21 protein-coding genes and 1 pseudogene are annotated in these 17,568 nt (G+C 34.4%); 11 read left to right on the forward strand and 11 right to left on the reverse strand.

All coding sequences use genetic code 11. The annotated features are described in order from the left end of the window. Positions 1–89: 89 nt before the first annotated feature. Together mprF and AA0X95_RS13155 are read left to right on the forward strand one after the other, a co-directional pair. Positions 90–2,612: a bifunctional lysylphosphatidylglycerol flippase/synthetase MprF gene (gene mprF, locus AA0X95_RS13150; protein WP_413309508.1), complete on the forward strand. Its 2,523-nt coding sequence runs from the start codon at positions 90–92 to the stop codon at positions 2,610–2,612. 156 nt (positions 2,613–2,768) lie between these two features. Continuing rightward, entirely contained in the window at positions 2,769–3,941 is a 1,173-nt protein-coding gene (locus AA0X95_RS13155) for a D-alanyl-D-alanine carboxypeptidase family protein (RefSeq protein WP_413309510.1), read from the forward strand. Positions 3,942–3,981: 40 nt separating this feature from the next. Here AA0X95_RS13155 and modB read toward each other — a convergent pair whose 3' ends face one another. The 3 genes from modB to AA0X95_RS13170 form a co-directional block, all read right to left on the reverse strand. Next, on the reverse strand, positions 3,982–4,647 hold the full coding sequence (gene modB / locus AA0X95_RS13160) for a molybdate ABC transporter permease subunit (protein ID WP_413309512.1): 666 nt from the start codon (positions 4,645–4,647) through the stop codon (positions 3,982–3,984). Then, complete coding sequence (modA, locus tag AA0X95_RS13165; RefSeq protein ID WP_413309514.1) at positions 4,647–5,441, reverse strand: molybdate ABC transporter substrate-binding protein; 795 nt, start codon at positions 5,439–5,441, stop codon at positions 4,647–4,649. The genes modB and modA overlap by 1 nt, the downstream gene beginning before the upstream one ends. Positions 5,442–5,577: 136 nt before the next feature. Then, a complete protein-coding gene (locus AA0X95_RS13170) occupies positions 5,578–5,841 on the reverse strand; it encodes a hypothetical protein (RefSeq protein ID WP_413309516.1) in 264 nt (87 codons plus the stop codon). 156 nt (positions 5,842–5,997) lie between these two features. Between AA0X95_RS13170 and AA0X95_RS13175 the strand changes: the two genes are divergently transcribed. Continuing rightward, positions 5,998–6,486 carry an Hsp20/alpha crystallin family protein gene (locus AA0X95_RS13175; protein WP_413309518.1) on the forward strand — a complete coding sequence of 163 codons (489 nt, stop codon included), beginning with the start codon at positions 5,998–6,000 and terminating at the stop codon, positions 6,484–6,486. Between the two features lie 119 nt (positions 6,487–6,605). Next, on the forward strand, positions 6,606–7,016 hold the full coding sequence (locus AA0X95_RS13180; RefSeq protein WP_413309520.1) for a hypothetical protein: 411 nt from the start codon (positions 6,606–6,608) through the stop codon (positions 7,014–7,016). A 29-nt stretch (positions 7,017–7,045) separates the two neighbouring features. On the opposite strand, the gene AA0X95_RS13185 is transcribed toward AA0X95_RS13180, so the two are convergent. Next, positions 7,046–7,288, reverse strand: a complete 243-nt coding sequence (locus AA0X95_RS13185) for a YkuS family protein (RefSeq protein ID WP_308083584.1) — start codon at positions 7,286–7,288, stop codon at positions 7,046–7,048. A 100-nt stretch (positions 7,289–7,388) separates the two neighbouring features. Here AA0X95_RS13185 and AA0X95_RS13190 point away from each other — a divergent pair, with 100 nt between their 5' ends. Beyond that, positions 7,389–7,529 (forward strand): YuzL family protein, encoded by a 141-nt coding sequence (locus AA0X95_RS13190; protein ID WP_413310022.1) that lies wholly within the window; start codon positions 7,389–7,391, stop codon positions 7,527–7,529. A gap of 53 nt (positions 7,530–7,582) precedes the next feature. Here the strand turns inward: AA0X95_RS13190 and AA0X95_RS13195 are convergent, their stop codons facing one another. Continuing rightward, complete coding sequence (locus tag AA0X95_RS13195; RefSeq protein WP_413309523.1) at positions 7,583–9,202, reverse strand: ABC-F family ATP-binding cassette domain-containing protein; 1,620 nt, start codon at positions 9,200–9,202, stop codon at positions 7,583–7,585. Positions 9,203–9,380: 178 nt separating this feature from the next. Here AA0X95_RS13195 and AA0X95_RS13200 point away from each other — a divergent pair, with 178 nt between their 5' ends. After that, positions 9,381–9,515 (forward strand): hypothetical protein, encoded by a 135-nt coding sequence (locus AA0X95_RS13200; protein ID WP_264760442.1) that lies wholly within the window; start codon positions 9,381–9,383, stop codon positions 9,513–9,515. Between the two features lie 89 nt (positions 9,516–9,604). Here the strand turns inward: AA0X95_RS13200 and AA0X95_RS13205 are convergent, their stop codons facing one another. Further along, positions 9,605–10,207 carry an SCO family protein gene (locus AA0X95_RS13205; protein WP_413309526.1) on the reverse strand — a complete coding sequence of 201 codons (603 nt, stop codon included), beginning with the start codon at positions 10,205–10,207 and terminating at the stop codon, positions 9,605–9,607. Between the two features lie 626 nt (positions 10,208–10,833). Between AA0X95_RS13205 and AA0X95_RS13210 the strand changes: the two genes are divergently transcribed. Further along, positions 10,834–12,759: an endonuclease MutS2 gene (locus tag AA0X95_RS13210; RefSeq protein ID WP_413309528.1), complete on the forward strand. Its 1,926-nt coding sequence runs from the start codon at positions 10,834–10,836 to the stop codon at positions 12,757–12,759. 42 nt (positions 12,760–12,801) lie between these two features. On the opposite strand, the gene AA0X95_RS13215 is transcribed toward AA0X95_RS13210, so the two are convergent. After that, positions 12,802–12,972, reverse strand: coding sequence for a XapX domain-containing protein (locus AA0X95_RS13215; RefSeq protein WP_413309530.1), 171 nt, complete (start codon positions 12,970–12,972; stop codon positions 12,802–12,804). A 278-nt stretch (positions 12,973–13,250) separates the two neighbouring features. Between AA0X95_RS13215 and AA0X95_RS13220 the strand changes: the two are divergent. Beyond that, positions 13,251–13,419 (forward strand): annotated as a pseudogene (locus AA0X95_RS13220) (respiratory nitrate reductase subunit gamma); the annotation flags it as partial. Between the two features lie 6 nt (positions 13,420–13,425). Continuing rightward, entirely contained in the window at positions 13,426–13,647 is a 222-nt protein-coding gene (locus AA0X95_RS13225; protein ID WP_413310024.1) for a respiratory nitrate reductase subunit gamma, read from the forward strand. 294 nt (positions 13,648–13,941) lie between these two features. Here AA0X95_RS13225 and AA0X95_RS13230 read toward each other — a convergent pair whose 3' ends face one another. After that, entirely contained in the window at positions 13,942–14,079 is a 138-nt protein-coding gene (locus tag AA0X95_RS13230) for a hypothetical protein (protein WP_413309532.1), read from the reverse strand. Between the two features lie 86 nt (positions 14,080–14,165). Here AA0X95_RS13230 and AA0X95_RS13235 point away from each other — a divergent pair, with 86 nt between their 5' ends. Further along, a complete protein-coding gene (locus tag AA0X95_RS13235; protein ID WP_413310026.1) occupies positions 14,166–14,351 on the forward strand; it encodes a cold-inducible protein YdjO-related protein in 186 nt (61 codons plus the stop codon). A gap of 44 nt (positions 14,352–14,395) precedes the next feature. Here the strand turns inward: AA0X95_RS13235 and AA0X95_RS13240 are convergent, their stop codons facing one another. The 3 genes from AA0X95_RS13240 to yhfH all read right to left on the reverse strand — a co-directional run bounded on the left by AA0X95_RS13240 (position 14,396) and on the right by yhfH (position 15,081). Further along, complete coding sequence (locus tag AA0X95_RS13240; RefSeq protein ID WP_413309534.1) at positions 14,396–14,647, reverse strand: transcriptional regulator SplA domain-containing protein; 252 nt, start codon at positions 14,645–14,647, stop codon at positions 14,396–14,398. A gap of 16 nt (positions 14,648–14,663) precedes the next feature. Then, the gene (locus AA0X95_RS13245; RefSeq protein ID WP_413309536.1) at positions 14,664–14,831 is read right to left on the reverse strand and encodes a hypothetical protein; all 168 of its coding nucleotides are present in this window, start codon (positions 14,829–14,831) and stop codon (positions 14,664–14,666) included. 115 nt (positions 14,832–14,946) lie between these two features. Then, positions 14,947–15,081, reverse strand: coding sequence for a protein YhfH (gene yhfH, locus AA0X95_RS13250; protein WP_307287180.1), 135 nt, complete (start codon positions 15,079–15,081; stop codon positions 14,947–14,949). Positions 15,082–15,377: 296 nt separating this feature from the next. On the opposite strand from yhfH, the gene AA0X95_RS13255 reads away from it, so the two are divergent. Beyond that, the gene (locus tag AA0X95_RS13255; RefSeq protein ID WP_413309539.1) at positions 15,378–17,531 is read left to right on the forward strand and encodes a PAS domain-containing protein; all 2,154 of its coding nucleotides are present in this window, start codon (positions 15,378–15,380) and stop codon (positions 17,529–17,531) included. The last annotated feature ends 37 nt before the right edge of the window (positions 17,532–17,568 follow it).

Consider the following 17,568-nt stretch of genomic DNA (forward strand, 5'->3'; position numbering starts at 1 on the left):
AAATCATCTATAACAAAATATATTTCTTTGTTTTTATTGTTGAAAAGTTTATATTTAAGTCAGGAAAAAAATAATAGGTGGTCATATTGTTGGGAATAAAGAAAGAAAAGATAGTTAAAGTAATTAAATTTATCTTTCCGCTATTATTATTAATTTTTGCAATTATAGAAATGAAAAGGTTTACTGGAGATCTGAATGTTGAGCTGCTTAAGAACGAAATCAATCAGTTAAATATATGGGTCTTATTGCTGATATTAATGATCACGTTTATTGCTGTTTTACCTATGTTGCTTTACGACGTTATACTTGTACGAATTTTAAAGTTAAAGGTAGTTAGTAGGGAACTCCTGGAACAATCGTTTATTGCAAATTCATTTTCTAATTTAATAGGATTCGGTGGTCTGGTTGGGGCCATGCTAAGAACCTACTTTTTTCATAAACTTGAACTGGACAAACGCAAGCTTCTTGGTGTAATTGCTTCAGTTTCCCTTTTTTATTTAACAGGTATATCTGTGCTTGCATGGATTGTAACCATTGGCTTTCGTCATTTTCCGCTGTTTGTTGATACAAAATGGCTATATTTTGCGGTATTAGGTGTTGGCTTGTACCTACCCATTTTCGTTAGTGTTCACATGATGAAATCAAGGAAGGAGTCATTGATTACGGCTAAAGTAGGTATAGAACTGGTCATTGTATCGATCATAGAATGGCTGGCTGTGTTTGTTGCCATTTTACTATTGAGCCGGTTATTAGGAATCCCAGTAGGAGCAAAGGATTTGTTTCCAGTCTATATTGTGGCTGCTTGTGCCGGTATTATTAGTATGATTCCAGGGGGATTAGGTTCCTTTGATTTAATATTTTTATGGGGAATGCAAGAGTTACACGTACCGGATGAAAAGGTACTAGTATTGTTGTTATTTTACCGCTTGGGCTATTACTTTGTCCCATTTTTTATTAGCCTTGTTTTTTTTGTAAAGCTTTATTGGGAGAAATGGAATCAATCATGGAATCAACTTCCAAAAGCGATAATCCAAGGGTTAAGTCACGTGATATTAACGATGCTGGTTTTTCTGTCTGGCTTAATTCTTCTCTTGTCTGCGAGTGTTCCGGGTATTATGTCAAGACTTAAGATTGCTCAGGAGTTGTTGTCATTCCCAATAATTAATGTATCCCATCAATTATCAGTTGCTGCTGGGTTTTTGTTATTAGGTTTGTCTCGCGGTATTGAATACAGTGTAAAAAGAGCATATGAGTTAACCATGCTTGCTTTAATACTTGCTGCTTTGTTCTCTATATTTAAAGGGATAGATTACGAAGAAGCTACTTTTTTAATCATAGTAGCGCTTTTACTTAGAATTTCTAAGGGGCAGTTCTACCGTGAAAGTTATGTTTTGACATGGGGGAAAACAATATTTGATGTTACGGTGATACTAGTTATCACTTCAATGTATATCTTAATCGGTTATTTAAATTTACCAATCTCGAAATTAACCATACCTGACAAATTTCTGCCATATGTTATCTTGGATTATCGTGATTTGTTTACTAGTGCAATTATTGGACTTGTCATTGCTATGATGATTTTATTTACAGGTTATTTAATTAGTTTGCCGAAGAAATGGAAGCTAGAAAAATCAATAGATCATGAAAAGGAAATTTACAATCATTTAAAAAAATATCATGGAAGGGTTTTATCTCATCTTATTTTTTTGCATGATAAATATATTTTTTGGAACAGCAAAAAGAATGTGTTAATTCCTTTTCAGAAATATGCTGATAAACTAGTCATTCTCGGCGATCCTATTGGTGAACAAAGTGAAATTTCTAATGCAATCGAGGAATTTCAAGAAATAGCTGATCTGTATGGTTTTACTCCTGTTTTCTACCAGGTTAGTGATGAAATGCTCCCATATTTACATGGACATGGCTTTGCTTTTTTTAAGCTTGGAGAAGAGGCCTTTGTAGACCTAAAAACATTCTCACTATTTGGTAACAAACAGAAAGGTCTAAGAGCTTTAAAAAATAAATTCAATCGAGAAAGTTTTGTTTTTGAACTTATTAAACCACCATACACTAACGAATTTATTGAAGAATTACGAGAGGTCTCGAATGAGTGGTTACAAGGTAGAAGAGAGAAAGGTTTTTCTCTAGGTTTTTTTGATGAAGAGTATCTAAATAAAGCTCCAATTGCAATAGTTAGAGATGAAGAAAAGAAGATTCTAGGTTTTATGAGTCTTATGTATGTATATGATAATAAACAAACCATCTCTGTAGACTTAATGAGATTTAGACCTAATTCACCAGCTGGAATGATCGATTTTCTCTTTCTCTCATTAATTGATTGGGCTAAAGAACAAGGGTATGAACGGTTTAATATGGGAATGGCCCCATTAGCTAATGTCGGTTTATCTCGATTTGCTTTTTTAAGTGAGAAGATCGCTGCACAATTATTCTTACATGGCCACTTTATATATCACTTTCAAGGTTTAAGGCAATTCAAACAGAAGTATACCAATATATGGGAACCTAAATATCTTGCTTACAGAAGAAAATCTTCATTACCATTTATTATGGCTCAAATAACATTATTGATTTCTAAAAAAAGAACATAGCGTCAACCGGTTGCTTTTAAGCAGCCGGTTTTTCAATTATTTTTATAATATTTTGTAATACTTCCAATTCATAACATTTTCTCGCAAAACTATTTATTTATTCAAAAAATCTGTTAAAATCAAATAGGGATTAAATGTAAAAGTAAGGGTGTAAAGATGAAAAAAATTTTTTCGTACCTCATATTGATTGTTTTACTCTTATTTTCCTATCAGTCCAATGTTTTCGCAGCGGAAACGCAAGAGCAATTGGATTTGAAAAGTGAAGGAGCTGTTTTATTAGATACTGAAACGAATGCTGTACTTTATGCAAAAAATGCAAATGAGAGAATGTACCCTGCTAGTCTTACAAAAATTGCTACAGCAATCTATGCTATTGATAAAGGGAATTTAGATAGCCTTGTTACGGTAAGTGCAAATGCAGTTAGGCAGGATGGTACGAGGGTTTATTTAAATGAAGGGGAACAAGTGCCTTTAAAGAAGCTTATTCAAGGGATGCTTGTTAACTCAGGGAACGATGCAGCTGTCGCGATCGCAGAGTTTTTGGATGGCAATGTAGAAAACTTTTCTGAGAACCTTAACGAATACCTTAAAACAAAAATTGGTGTAACTAATACCCACTTCACTAATCCGAATGGATTGCATGAGGAAAATCATTATACAACAGCAATGGACATGGCATTAATGACAAATTACGCTATGAAAAATCCTATTTTTGCTGAAATTTTCGGGACAAAAATTCTCGATTGGCAGGGGCAATCTTGGAAGACAAAAATATTAACCCATCATCGTATGCTCAAAGGAGAGCTGCCGTATCCTGGAATTTCAGGAGGGAAAACAGGGTACACAACCGAAGCAAAACAAACGTTGGCAACGACCGCAGGTAATGGAACCTTAAAGTTAACAGCTGTTGTTCTTAAATCGGATTTTAAAAACGATAAATATCATGATACCGCAACATTGTTTGATTATGGTTTTAAAGGTTATCAGCATGAAATGATTAAGCAAGGGGAATTATTTAAGGTAGACAATAAGGAATTTTACCCTGAAAATGCTATTCTGATCACAGAGAACATTAGTGGTAATAAAAAGAAGATAAATAATGAAGGGCTATTATCTATTGAAAATAATAATGGTCAGGTGATTCAATCGGTTCAATTAAAATTAAAAGAACCTCCTAAGCCCAAGAAAGCACCTGTAATAAGTAAGAAGGTTAACAAAAAAGAATCACCGCTTGTACTTATTAATACGTTAATTGGTATATTCATTATTCTATGTACGGCGACTTTAATTGGAATGCGAAGGCGCAAAGTATTTACTAGAAACTTTTAAAAATTATAAAAAAGCCATGGAGGGCACAGAACCTCCATGGCTATTTTTGTGTAATTGTTGTGAGTAACAAGAAAGAAAAGGAGATAAAAACCATTGTTGCAACTAAAAACCAGGCTAAATTCATATTTCCAGATTCCATTGCAATATAAATTGCTGTAGGAGCCGTTTGAGTTTTTCCAGGTATATTTCCGGCAAACATAAAGGTAGCACCAAACTCCCCTAGTGCTCGTGCAAAACTTAGAATTAACCCTGCAAATATTGATTTAATAGATAAAGGGAGAGTGATATATAAAAACACTTTAATTTCGCCTGCACCATCTACCCTTGCTGCTTCTTCGATGCCTCTATCAACTGCCTGAAAACCTATCTTGACTGTTTGATACATTAATGGAAAGGCAACAACGGTTGATGCAATTACTGCTGCCGTTGGTGTGAAAATAATTGGTTGGGCAAATATTTTTTCTAAGATTATTCCAAATGGACTATTTATTCCAAACAGGTATATTAATAAGAACCCAATAACAGTTGGAGGCAAGACAATTGGAAGAAGAAGAAAAGTTTCAAGTAAAATTTTCCCCTTGAATTGCTTTCTTGCGAATAATCTGCCAAGTAAAATACCGAGGAAAAATACTATAGTTATTGAACTAGCTGCTACTTTTATAGATAACACTATAGGTGTCCAAAATTCATCATGAAACAAGGTCATCAATCCAATACTGTAAAACCATATTTTTTGAAGATTTCTTTAGCTGTGTTGCTTTGAAGAAATTCATAGAAGTGGATGGCGGCATCTTTCTTTTTAGATGCTTGAATAATCCCTGCTGCATAAATGATTGGTTCATGGAAGCCTTCCTCGGATATGGCCACTACTTTTACCTTATTTGATATACTTACATCCGTCTTATAAACTATACCCGCATCAACGCTTCGCGTTTCAACATAGGTCAGTACTTGTCTAACATCTTTTGTCTGAACCAATTTAGGTTGCAACGCATCCCAAATCTGATATTTTTTTAAAGCTTGCTTAGCATACATGCCTGCGGGTACAGATTCAGGTGTGCCGATAGCTACTTTATGTATCTCATTTTTATCAAGATCCTCAAACTTATTTATTGGTATTTTATTGTTTTTATTAGTTATTAAGACTAACTGATTACTAAGTAGATCCACATGTTCTTTTGAGTCTATTAAATGCTTTGTCGTTAATTCATCAAATTGTTCCTTAGAAGCTGAGATAAAAACATCTACGGGAGCTCCCTGAATAATTTGTTGTTGTAAGGCCCCTGAACCACCTAAATTGAAAAGTGGGATAATTTGTTTGTTTTCTCTTTGATACTCAGTTTTTATTTCCATTAATGCATCTTTTAGGCTTGCAGCAGCAGAGATGGTGATTTCTACCTGATTTGGTTTACTGTTCTTCTCAGTATTATCAGTGGTTGAACATGCTGAAACGAGAAAAATAGAGAAAAACATCAACCAAGGTATTATTTTTTTGTACATTCAATACGCCCTCTCAATAACAATCACATATTCCACATTATTATAGCTAAATGTGATGGAATGTTAAAGATGAGAATATAAAAAACTGCCTAGGCAGTTTTCGGTGTGACGATTATTCCTGCCAAGAGGTCCATATTCAGGGGCAATCATTCTCATAATGAAGTGGGCGGGCATTAAAGGAGGATGGGGAGTCGATTTGATCTTTGTCATCGACAAAACTTCTAGTTCCGACAAAATCACTTTTATCTCCAAAATTTTGTCCAAAGCCTTGATTTTTCTTATCGGAATTATGCCATTCAGCCAAGAGGTTTTGACCAATATTTACAGCAGAAGCATTTTCGAAGGAATTAATTTTAATCATAAATATATTAATATTTATATATGGAGCTGGTACCGGCATTTATATCTCCTCCTTTTCCTTGTTTATTAATATATGTCTTTTGTGTCTGTTTATGAAGGAAGAGTAATATCTGGATTAAATTATAAATATCGTTAGTAAGATAATAGTAATAAATATCCTCTATTGTGTAAAACACGAAGTAGGAGGTGGGATTAGATGGACATGGATAAATTAAAGCAATGGATGGAAGTAGCTAAAAATATGAATGGAGGAGATTTTTGGAACAATATATTTGATCAGGACTTTGCTAAGCAATTTATGAATGAACAGCCTTATACAGCTCCAAATTCAAGTACTACTAAACAATCTGCAAGGGAAGAAAAAAACACTCCCCCATTCCCTGCTATCGATATATTGGAAGGTGAAAGTGAAGTCCTAGTTGTAATTGAGGTTCCTGGAATGAAAAAAGAAAATCTTGAATTAGGGCTGAACGGAAATTCCTTAACGATTAAAGGAAAGGCCTTATTAAATCATTCTGAATTGAAGCTTACCTATTCAGAAAGATTTTATGGAGATTTTCAGAGACAAATTAGATTGCCTGATACTGTTAGTCCTAATCAATTGAGTGCTAAATTTTGGAATGGATTATTATTTGTTAGTTATCAACGAATCGTTGAAAAAGGAGAAATCATTCCAATTGATTAGGTAGTGCTGAAAATTGAGATAAAGATCAATTTTAGATCGTCCTTTTAATAGTGGACATGTTAGACTAAATTTCCCATATATATGAAAGTAAGGTGAAAAATAAGGGAGCGTTTGTGAGCATGTCATTAAAAGATTTATTTCTAATCTTTAGCAAAAGTGATTATGAAAAGGATTTAAAGAAAAAGTTAACATCCTTAGAACTAAACATAGAGGAATTAAAGAAGTCGCTACAAACCCTCCAACAACACCCCCCAAAAGAAGAGACAGGCAAAACAAAAGATCCGCCAATTATCATTGAGAAGATAAATATTGAAAAAATCATTTTAGATAAATACGAACTAAATAATAATTTTGGTCAACTTGGAATTAAAGAACTTAAAGGGAAATTAAATATTGGTGCAACTTATGGTAGTGAATTCCAACCTAATTTAGAAAATGAAGGGGAAGGGAAGCAACAAAAGAATAATTTCAAAAGTTCTTCTTCTCAAAAGAGTCCTAAAATAAATTTCCAATCAAATAAAAAAGACTAAAGTTAATCCTTTAGTCTTTTGAAAATGTGTTATTGAAGTCTGCTTTCCACCTGTTGACATACCTCATCAGCGGACATCCCGTTTGCATCAATTACCGCACCTTTTGTAACTGTATCCTGCATACCCATCACGTTTGAATCGAGCCCAGTTACAACACAGCAATCGCAATTTTGTGCATCTGATTCCTGCTTAAGTTCAACTACATCGTATCCTTTTTCGCGTAGTGCTTGTTGAATGTTTGTAAGAGATTGTTCTACTCCAACTTTTGCCATACAAAACACCTCCTCCTGTAGATTATCATGCCTAAGTTTACCTTAAATATTCGGTATAAGTAGCAATAATCTTCCAAAAGCTATTAGGGGAGGTGTAATGATGGGTAAACGGAGTAAAAAGAAAGCAGATCCTTCGACAATTGGACTAAGTTCACCCCAAGTAGAGGGGCAAGGGACAACAACTACAGAAACAGGATCAAGAGCTGAGCCTTCTTCACGAAGAAAACAAAAACAAATGTAAGGTTAAAAAGAAGAGGCTGCCCTAACATTGAATCTAGGACAGCCTCTTATAGTTTATTTATACATTTCTGCTACTTGTTTTTGAACCTCATCATTTTCTAGATATTCATCGTAGGACATTTGTTTATCAACCAATCCTTTAGGTGTTAATTCAAAAATTCGATTTGCAATTGTTTGAATGAACTGATGATCGTGTGATGAAAAAATCAATGAGCCCTTGAAATTAATTAAACCATTATTGAGTGCTGTAATTGATTCTAAGTCCAAGTGGTTCGTTGGCTCATCTAACAGTAAAACGTTGGCACCATTTAACATCATTTTTGAGAGCATACAACGAACTTTTTCTCCTCCGGAAAGTACGCTAGCCTTCTTTAATACTTCTTCGCCGGAAAATAACATTCTTCCTAAGAATCCGCGTAAGAAGCTTTCACTTTCGTCTTTCGGAGAGAATTGGCGCAACCAGTCCACTAAATTAAGCTCGGAGTTTTCAAAGTACTCAGAGTTATCCTTAGGGAAATATGCTTGTGAAGTGGTAATTCCCCATTTAAAGGTACCGCTGTCTGGTTCCATTTCCCCCATTAAAATTTTGAAAAGTGTGGTTTTCGCAATCTCGTTAGTTCCTACAAGAGCAATTTTATCGTTCTTATTCATAAAGAAACTAACATTATCCAGGACTTTTACACCATCAATCGTTTTTGTTAATCCCTCAACTCTTAGTAAATCGTTCCCGATTTCACGGTCCGGTGTAAATCCAACAAATGGATAACGGCGAGAGGAAGGTTTAATGTCATCGAGTGTTATTTTATCCAATAGCTTCTTACGAGAAGTAGCCTGTTTGGATTTAGATGCATTTGCACTAAACCGGGCAATAAAGGCTTGTAGTTCCTTTATTTTCTCTTCTTTTTTCTTGTTAGCGTCAGAGGTTAATCTTGATGCTAACTGGCTTGATTCATACCAAAAATCGTAGTTACCCACATAAATTTGAATTTTTCCATAGTCTAAGTCAGCAATATGGGTACAAACTTTATTTAGGAAGTGACGATCATGGGATACAACAATAACAGTATTTTCAAAGTTGATTAAGAATTCTTCTAGCCACTGAATGGCTTTAATATCTAAGTGGTTAGTAGGCTCGTCCAGCAGCAACACATCGGGTCTGCCAAACAATGCTTGTGCAAGTAGAACCTTTACTTTTTCAGAACCTGTTAATTCAGCCATGGTCTTATAATGAAGGTCATCACCAATTCCAAGGCCCTTTAAGAGGATGGCTGCTTCAGGTTCAGCTTCCCATCCGTTTAATTCAGCGAATTCACCTTCAAGTTCAGCAGCTTTCATGCCATCTTCGTCAGTAAAGTTTTCTTTCATATAGATTGCGTCTTTTTCCTGCATAACTTCGTAAAGTCTTGCATGACCCATGATAACCGTTTTTAAGACTTCATATTCCTCGTACTCAAAGTGGTTTTGTTTTAATACAGCCATTCGTTCATTTGGTCCAAGTTGTACAGTACCGGTTTGGGATTCAATTTCCCCAGATAGAATCTTTAAAAATGTTGACTTACCAGCACCGTTTGCGCCGATTAGACCATAGCAATTACCTGGTGTAAATTTAATGTTTACATCTTCAAATAATTTCCGGTCACCATATCTTAAACTTACATTACTTACTGTAATCATATACAATATCCTCCAAAACAAAATATCTATTAATTATATCACTAAAGCAGTGGAAGAGCGAACTCTTTCATTAGGCTGAGTAGAAAGAAAATTTTTCTAAAAAATTTTTTCATTTTCACACTTTATTCATAATTTTGTTGTAGAATTGGATTAAGAAGTTTTAAAGAAGGTGAGAAGTATGGCGAAAAAACAGCTTACTGAACTCGTAAATAAATTAAAAAAGGCTGGAATAAAAGCTAGCTTAACTAAGCCCAAGTCCAATTACCTTTTATCTTTGCAGCAAATTAAAAAATATCCTTCATCTGTGAATTAGTGAATTAAATAGGAAAAATTGGTATTGAAAAGCGGTTAATCCTTAGGACTAACCGCTTTTTTTATTTTTTATAAGTAAACATATGTGAACTAATCAAGCTTATCCATAATTGTTTCATATACTTCATTTTTATTAAAGTCATTTCCCATAGGAAACTTTGCTATAAAGTTATTATCTTGATTGACTAAGTACGTAAAGGTGGAATGAACGAATTGTCCATTTCCGGGGTCTTTATATTGAAATTGCAAAGCATCAGTTACTTTTTGAATTTGCTCTTGGTCTTTTTTAATATTTTGTTTGTCTCCTGTTAAAAATATCCATTTTTTATCGTTTTTTATTCCAAATCCTTGCATATACCCTTGCAATATCTCAGGAGTATCACGATAGGGGTCAATAGTAATGGTAATGAATTCAATTTTCTTGCCGTATACGCCGCTCTTCTCTAAATCTTTCTTCAAATCGACCATCTTTTGTGTGGTGGTAGGACATATATCAGGGCAATGGGTATAGATAAATTCAATTAGTTTCAATTTTGTATTGTCCTTACCAAAATTATATGTAGTACCATTTTGATTGATCAAACTTACTTCTGCTGGTATTTCCGCATTTGCGTCTCTAATGAGAAAGAACGAGATTCCACCTGCAATTCCCAAAAATATAGCTAGACCGCAAATGAGATAGATTTTTTTCATAACTATCCCTCCTAACAATAAGATAATGAAGTTCGCAGAAAAAAGATATGGATATTTTGTGAACAAAATATCCATATTAATCAATATTACATATGGAAACAGGGCAATTCTCGCAGTCGTTTTGTAACCTTAGAAACTCTATATTATGAATTATGATTTTTTTGTGGTCGATAGATATAATTTTATTTCTTTTTAATTCGGCAAGCATCCTACTTACGATTTTTCTTTGAATTTTTTACTCGTTCAGCTGATTGACAAATAATTTTAATTGTCGTATTCTTTAGAAGAAATTAACTTTTTCTTATAAAAAGGAGTATGTTTTATGTTAGGTGTCGTTCTTAACTAATCCAATCAATTGGATATTTTCATTCTATATTAACCGCAATGACCTTTTAGTTTAAGTGACAAAGGAAGGTTTATTTAAGTGTGGTTAAGGAGTGAAGTTAAGAACAATGGGCAAACATAAGCATGCATTCTTTTACCAATGTAGCCTGTGTACACTCGTGTAGACAGTTTTTATTTTGGTTAAATTTATGTATGAAAAAATGAGTAAAAAGCTACTCATATCACTTAGCCGCGATGACATTGTTCATTGCGGCTATTTTTATTATTAGGAGGTTATTAAGTTGAACCATCATACTTTCCAAGTATTAGAATTTGAAAAAATTAAAGAAACGATTGCAAGTTTCGCGTTGACTAAGGAGGGAAAAGCAAAAATCGGCAGCCTTAGACCGTCAACCAATCAAAAGCAAATTGAAGCCTGGCTTGATGAAGTGTCAGAGGCGGTTGAAATATTAAAAAAGAGTGCAAGTGTACCTGTTCACGGGTTAGAAGGAATGGAACAACTCATGAATAACATGAACAAGGGTGTATCTTTAAGACCTGATCAGTTAATGAAGCTTTATGACTTTTTAGATTGCTGTGGGAAAATGCGAAGGTATATGAAGGATAAGGAGTATTACGCTCCAAGGGTGTCTTCATACGTGGATGCGATTGATGAACTGCCTGATCTCGCAAGTGAGATTAATCGTTGCATCCGTAATGGCAGGGTGGATGATTACGCAAGTAAGGAGTTGTTAAAGGTAAGAAAGCAAATTGCCATTCAAGAAGAACGTCTAAAAGAAAAAACACTCCAGCTAATCCGTTCAAATAAATACAAATCTTATTTACAGGAAAATGTCGTAAGTCAGAGAAATGGAAGATATGTCATTCCGATTAAGAAGGAATTTCGGAATAAACTTAAGGGAAGTGTGCTAGATACGTCCGCTTCAGGCTCCACTCTCTTTATTGAGCCTGAGGAAATTGCCGTTTACCAAGATCAATTAACGTGGTTGTTTGCCGATGAAGAGGTAGAGATTCAAAAGGTTCTTAGTTATTTAACAGGATTGGTGGAAGAAAAGGAACAACAAATTCTTATTGCAATTGAGACCATGGTTCATTATGATTTTTTGTTTGCTAAAGCTAAGTATTGTCACTCAATAAATGGAATGAAGGTTGGAATTAATGAATCAGAAGAAATGGAATTAATTCAAGCTAGACATCCGCTATTAGGTGAAAAGGCTGTACCGTTATCATTTAAATTGGGTAGAGAGCAGCATGCATTAGTTATTACCGGTCCAAATACTGGCGGAAAAACGGTAACAATAAAAACAGTCGGACTTTTAACGTTAATGGTTCAATGTGGACTTCATATTCCTGCTGCTAAAGAGAGTAATATTTGTATCTTTGATCGTATTTTAGTTGATATAGGGGATGGGCAAAGTATTGCTGAAAATTTAAGTACCTTCAGTTCAAGAATAGTAAATATCATTGATATCTTAAAGGAAACTAACAATCGAACATTGGTCTTATTAGATGAACTTGGTTCTGGAACTGACCCGGGAGAAGGAATGGGGCTTGCAACAGCTATACTAGAAACTTTATACGAAAAGGGGGCAGTCATCCTTGCTACCACACATTATAGTGAGATAAAGGATTTTGCTGAGAACCATGAAGGTTTTTTAAATGGATCGATGGAATTTGACTTAGCAACATTAAGCCCGACCTACCGCTTAACCATTGGGCGTGGAGGAGAGAGTCAAGCGTTTGCCATTGCTTTGAAACTAGGTATTCATCCGAAAATTATTGAAAGAGCTCACACAATTACCTATAAGGAAGCAAAGGAGTATACAACGGAAATCTCAGATAATTGGAAACTGAGAGAACTTGAAAAACAGGTAATTGTAAATAAACATCGTAGTGTAAAAAAAGCTCCAAAAACCGAAATGAAAGTTACACTCTACCAACAAGGAGATAATGTAAAGCTTTCCCCATCAAATGAATTTGGTATTATCTATAAAGGTCCAGACCAATATGGAAATTATATTGTCCAGGTGAAAGGAGAGAAAGTGTCAATTAATCATAAAAGGATTGACCTTTATATTCCAGCTAGTGAGTTATATCCTGATGATTATGATTTTGATATTATCTTTCAATCAAAGGAAAACAGAAAGAAAAGTAAAATGCTTTCTAAAGGACACGAAGAACATCTTACAATTGACTATACGGAATAAAAAAACGTCAGCTAGGATAATAACACTAGCTGACGTTTTTCTTCATTTTATATAATTCTGCATAATCCAATCTAGTACAACGCCTCCGAAATAGACACCAAACACACCTAATACGGCAGAGAATACGGGAGGAGCTGGTAGGGGCAGCTTTAAAAATCGAAACAAGATTCCAACAGCCATCCCGGCAATTAAGCTTAAGACTAACTCTTTCATTTGGTTCCCTCATCACCTAGTTTTAGTTGCATTTACAAAGCTCTTTTTCTAAGTATTAGTTATTTTTTATTTCTTATTCGGATATGAACAAATTGTTTTCTTCCTCATGATTATGTAGCTCAAAAACTACAAGTAAAGCATCGAAATATGGGATACTGCAAGCATGTGTACAAACAAATGAAGACATGCTAAGAAAGCAAAAGGCTTCGTAGGGGGACTGAATGATGTCGTTTTTTCAAAATTTCTTTTAGGTATCTTTCCCATATATCATGTTGACGATGTTCGTGGTGGGGCATTTATATCGATATAATGTTGATCAGTTTGGTTGGTCAGCAAAGTCAAGTGAGTTTCTTGAGAAAAAGCAGTTGAAATGGGGAAGTATTCTATTTCACTATGGGATTGTCTTCGTTTTCTTTGGACATGTAGCAGGCATACTCGTTCAAAAGGCATTTTATGAAACAATCGGAGTTACAGATCATATGTATCATTTTGGGGCAGTATGGATTGGTGGTATCTGCCCTTTTACTTTTTGGCATTTGGCTTTTTACCAGATTAGTTCATGTATGGAGTTTACCTTTAGAGTATATAAGCCGAAAATTTATTGTATATCGTTCCATTTTTGGAAGGCGCCCAATCGCGATGTCAACAAACCGTTCGAAAAATAAAATGGACTAAATACTGAAAGTTAGTATTTTTCAGATATTTATTAAATGTTTCTCCTTGCTAATTGGCCTGTTGATTTCCGCTCCGGGTACTCGCTTTCCGCGGGGAGGTCCTGGAGCCTCCTCGGCGCTTTGACGCCTGCGGAAAGCTAAGCGCTGGAGCTTCAATCAACAGACCTGTTAAAAAAGCATATTCTATTTACGCGACTAATTAACTCGTTTGATTACTAAAGAGATTAAATAAAATAAAAGGCTATCGATTATTTTTCGACAGCCTGAAAATGGAACCTAAGTTGGTTCCGCTTCATTATTTATTCTGAAGATATTTTAAAGCGAGCAATTTTTTCACTTCATTATAACTTAAGCCTGATTGGCTATTTAATCTTTTTACCTCTGCAATATTAGTGCCAACTTTGGTGTAACCACTGTGTTTATTGCCATCCATGGCTTAGAACCTCCTTAGAAAAGGGAATTTTGTGAAATGAAAAGTACAATTTTTGTCCATACTAACTATTAAAGGAGGCGGTTCCAATATTTTACGGTAAACGAGCAAAAGAAGAAGAAATTGAGACAATAATGGTGGATACCGAAATCTATTCCTGTCTGGATGACTCATGTATCGGATGGATGAGAAAAGAATTTGTTGCAGATGATTTATTATGTCCAATGTGCGGCAATGAAATGATACAGGAAATGAGAGAGCTTCCCAAAATTTAATAAAAATTGATGAAAAAAGACTGTCACATCAATGGGACAGTCTTTTATTCATCATAGGGACTAAAGAAATGATTATCATAGGCTTGTTGTGCTGATTCAGAGGTTGAGAAAATCGCGTCATCATCTTCAATGACATGGAACGTATCATTTAAAAATAAAGCCAATGCATTAGGGTCTTTTGGATGCTGAACAATTTCGGCAGCCTTTACATTTGCTACCGAAGGAACATGTGGATTTCGATATATGACGTAGACTTCATCGCCTGGTTTTGCATTGTTAATATCGATATAACTCATTTAAAATAACCGCCCTTTAAAGATTTTCATTTTGCTGCCGAATTTCATCACCAGTTATAACAATGTTTGCTTCTTCTAAGTATGCGTGCTCATCCACCGATTCCCCAGCTACATATTTTTTTTTTGGTATTATCCAACCATTAGTTTTGTTTGAAGCTGTTAAATGATCTTCATATTTGGCCATTGACATCATCTCCTTTAAATAAAGCATTTGCTATGTTATAACAGATTATCCCTGCCTAATTATTTACGAAACGGAAACAAATAAAAAACTCTCCAATTATTGGAGAGTTTTACAACTACTCTTCTTTTTTCGCTAAACAGTGGTCACATTCCATAAAATAACTTTCAGCCTGTTCCTCCATATGCTGACCACACTCTGAACATTCCTTCTTAGGTAAATTACGGAAAAACTCAACCGGACTCATTAACATATAAAACTCCTCCTTTATTAGTACAGTTTATTAATAACCATCTTGTTATAGTACAGTATAAACAAAAAATAATAATTTGTGTAGACTTATTTTAAAAAAAAAGAAAATTTTTAAAAAATAAGTCTTTTATCACAAGTCCTTTCCAAAGGAGGAATAGTAAATGGTCATTTAGAAGAAATTAACGGTTAAAATAAGGAGAAACGGTTCTTGATTAATAATTAAAGCTTCCATAACTTTATTGTTTACATTACAATCATAGTAGAAATAACTGTAGAAATTGGGGGAGATGCTGGTTAATGAATGCGATGATTGGAACTTTTCATCCTTATTTTATTATTATTGCTATCGGGTTAACCATAATGGCATCATATTCAGCTTTAGATATGTTCACCTTAATTAGGTCGACTGACCAAAATAAAAGACTGCTTTTTCTAGGTGGAACATTTTCCATGGGGATTGGAATATGGATTATGAATTTTATTGGACATATTTCTGCTGATACAAATAGATTTGCTAGTTACCATATTCCACTTACTATTCTTTCTATTTTTATCGGGATAGCATTTACAGGAATGGCCTTCTTTTCGTTTTTTGGAAAATCAATTGGATTCTACCATCTAGTTGTTGGGAGTACATTTTTGACGTTTGCTGTGCTGGCAGTCCAGGTCATAAGTTTATATGCTATGAATGTGACCATTAAATATAATTTTTTACTATACTTGTTTTCTGTTTTGTTAATATTTGGATTATTTTTATTTTCTTTTTGGATTCTTTACTCCACAAAAAGCTATAACATCAGTAACCAGGTTTGGTTAAAACCAATTAGTGCAATCATTATGTCCGCGGCCATTGCTCAAGGTCATTTTCTATTAAAAAGGGCTACGATTACCACTAGTGAAGTAGTTAGAGGATCAAGTACCGATAGTCCATTTTTTATTTATTTAGTATTATTTGTTGCGGTTCTAATCATTGGAGGACTCATAATTTCAAGTGCATTAATAAGTAAACAATTAGCTGCAACAGATACTAACCTAAAGGATATTAAAGCAGCACTTGACGCTGCAGCCATTGTTGCAATTACTGATCCACACGGAACCATTATTTATGTGAATGATAAATTCGAAGAGATTTCTAAGTACAATAAGGAAGAGATTCTAGGGAAAAATCACCGTATTTTAAATTCAGGATATCATTCAAAGGATTTCTTCAAAGATTTATGGAAAACCATTCATTTAGGACAAATTTGGCGAGGAGAAATTCGTAATAAAGCAAAGGATGGTACTTTCTATTGGGTTGATACGACTATTGTTCCGTTCCTGAACTCAAAAGGGAAACCAGTTCAATATATAGCGATTAGATCTGATATCTCCAATAGAAAAAAAGCTGAAGAGCATCTAAAAGAAACAATTAAAGAAATTAATGATATAAAATTTGCTTTGGATCAATCCTCCATTGTAGCCTTTACGGACGCAAAAGGAATCATTACAAGTGTCAATGATAAATTCTGTGAAATATCTAAATATAGCCGTGAAGAAATTATTGGGAAGGACCATAATATCCTGAATTCTGGATACCACGCTAAAGATTTCTTTAAAAATCTTTGGAAAACTATTGGTGAAGGGAAAGTATGGAAGGGCGAAATTAGGAATAAAGCGAAAGATGGGTCCTATTATTGGGTGGACACAACTATTGTTCCGTTTTTAAATGAACATGGCAAGCCCTATCAGTATCTTGCGATTCGAAACGACATTACTGAGCGAAAGAAGACGGAAGAAGTTCTTCACCGACAGGATAAGCTCGCTGCAGTGGGTCAATTGGCTGCTGGAGTTGCACATGAAATTCGAAATCCACTCACATCCATGAAAGGATATGCTGAGTTCTTACAATTAGATGAGAAAGACACTGAGCGAATGGAATTTCTGAATATTATTCTTGATGAAATTGAAAGGGTTAATACCATTGTTGAAGATTTCATGGTTTTAGCAAAACCAAAGGCAGTAGAATTAGAAGAAAAGAATGTGGTTCCTGTAATAAAAAATGTGGTATCTTTACTTGAATTCGAAGCTAGAAAGAAAAATGTCCGCTTGTCCTTTGACTGTAATCAGGAGATTATTCAAATTGAATGTGATGAGAATCGGTTAAAGCAAGTGTTCTTAAATTTTATTAAAAATGGAATTGAAGCCATGCCGAATGGTGGAGACCTGCACGTTAAGACCACCATTCATGAAAATAATGTACAAATATCGATTCAAGATTCAGGGGTTGGAATTCCTAAAGAAAAATTAAAGAAGCTAGGGGAGCCATTTTTTACTACAAAAAAGAATGGTAACGGCTTAGGCTTGATGGTAAGTTTTAAGATTATTGAAAGCCATAACGGTAAGGTGTTTGTTGAAAGTGAGCCTAATAAAGGAACAACCTTTAATATATTTTTACCAGCAAAAACTGCTTAAAACGAGAGTACGCCTCTCGTTTTTTTATTTCATTTGA

It is taken from the genome of Neobacillus phoenicis (assembly GCF_047302305.1).
Classification (GTDB): Bacteria; Bacillota; Bacilli; order Bacillales; family Cytobacillaceae; genus Neobacillus.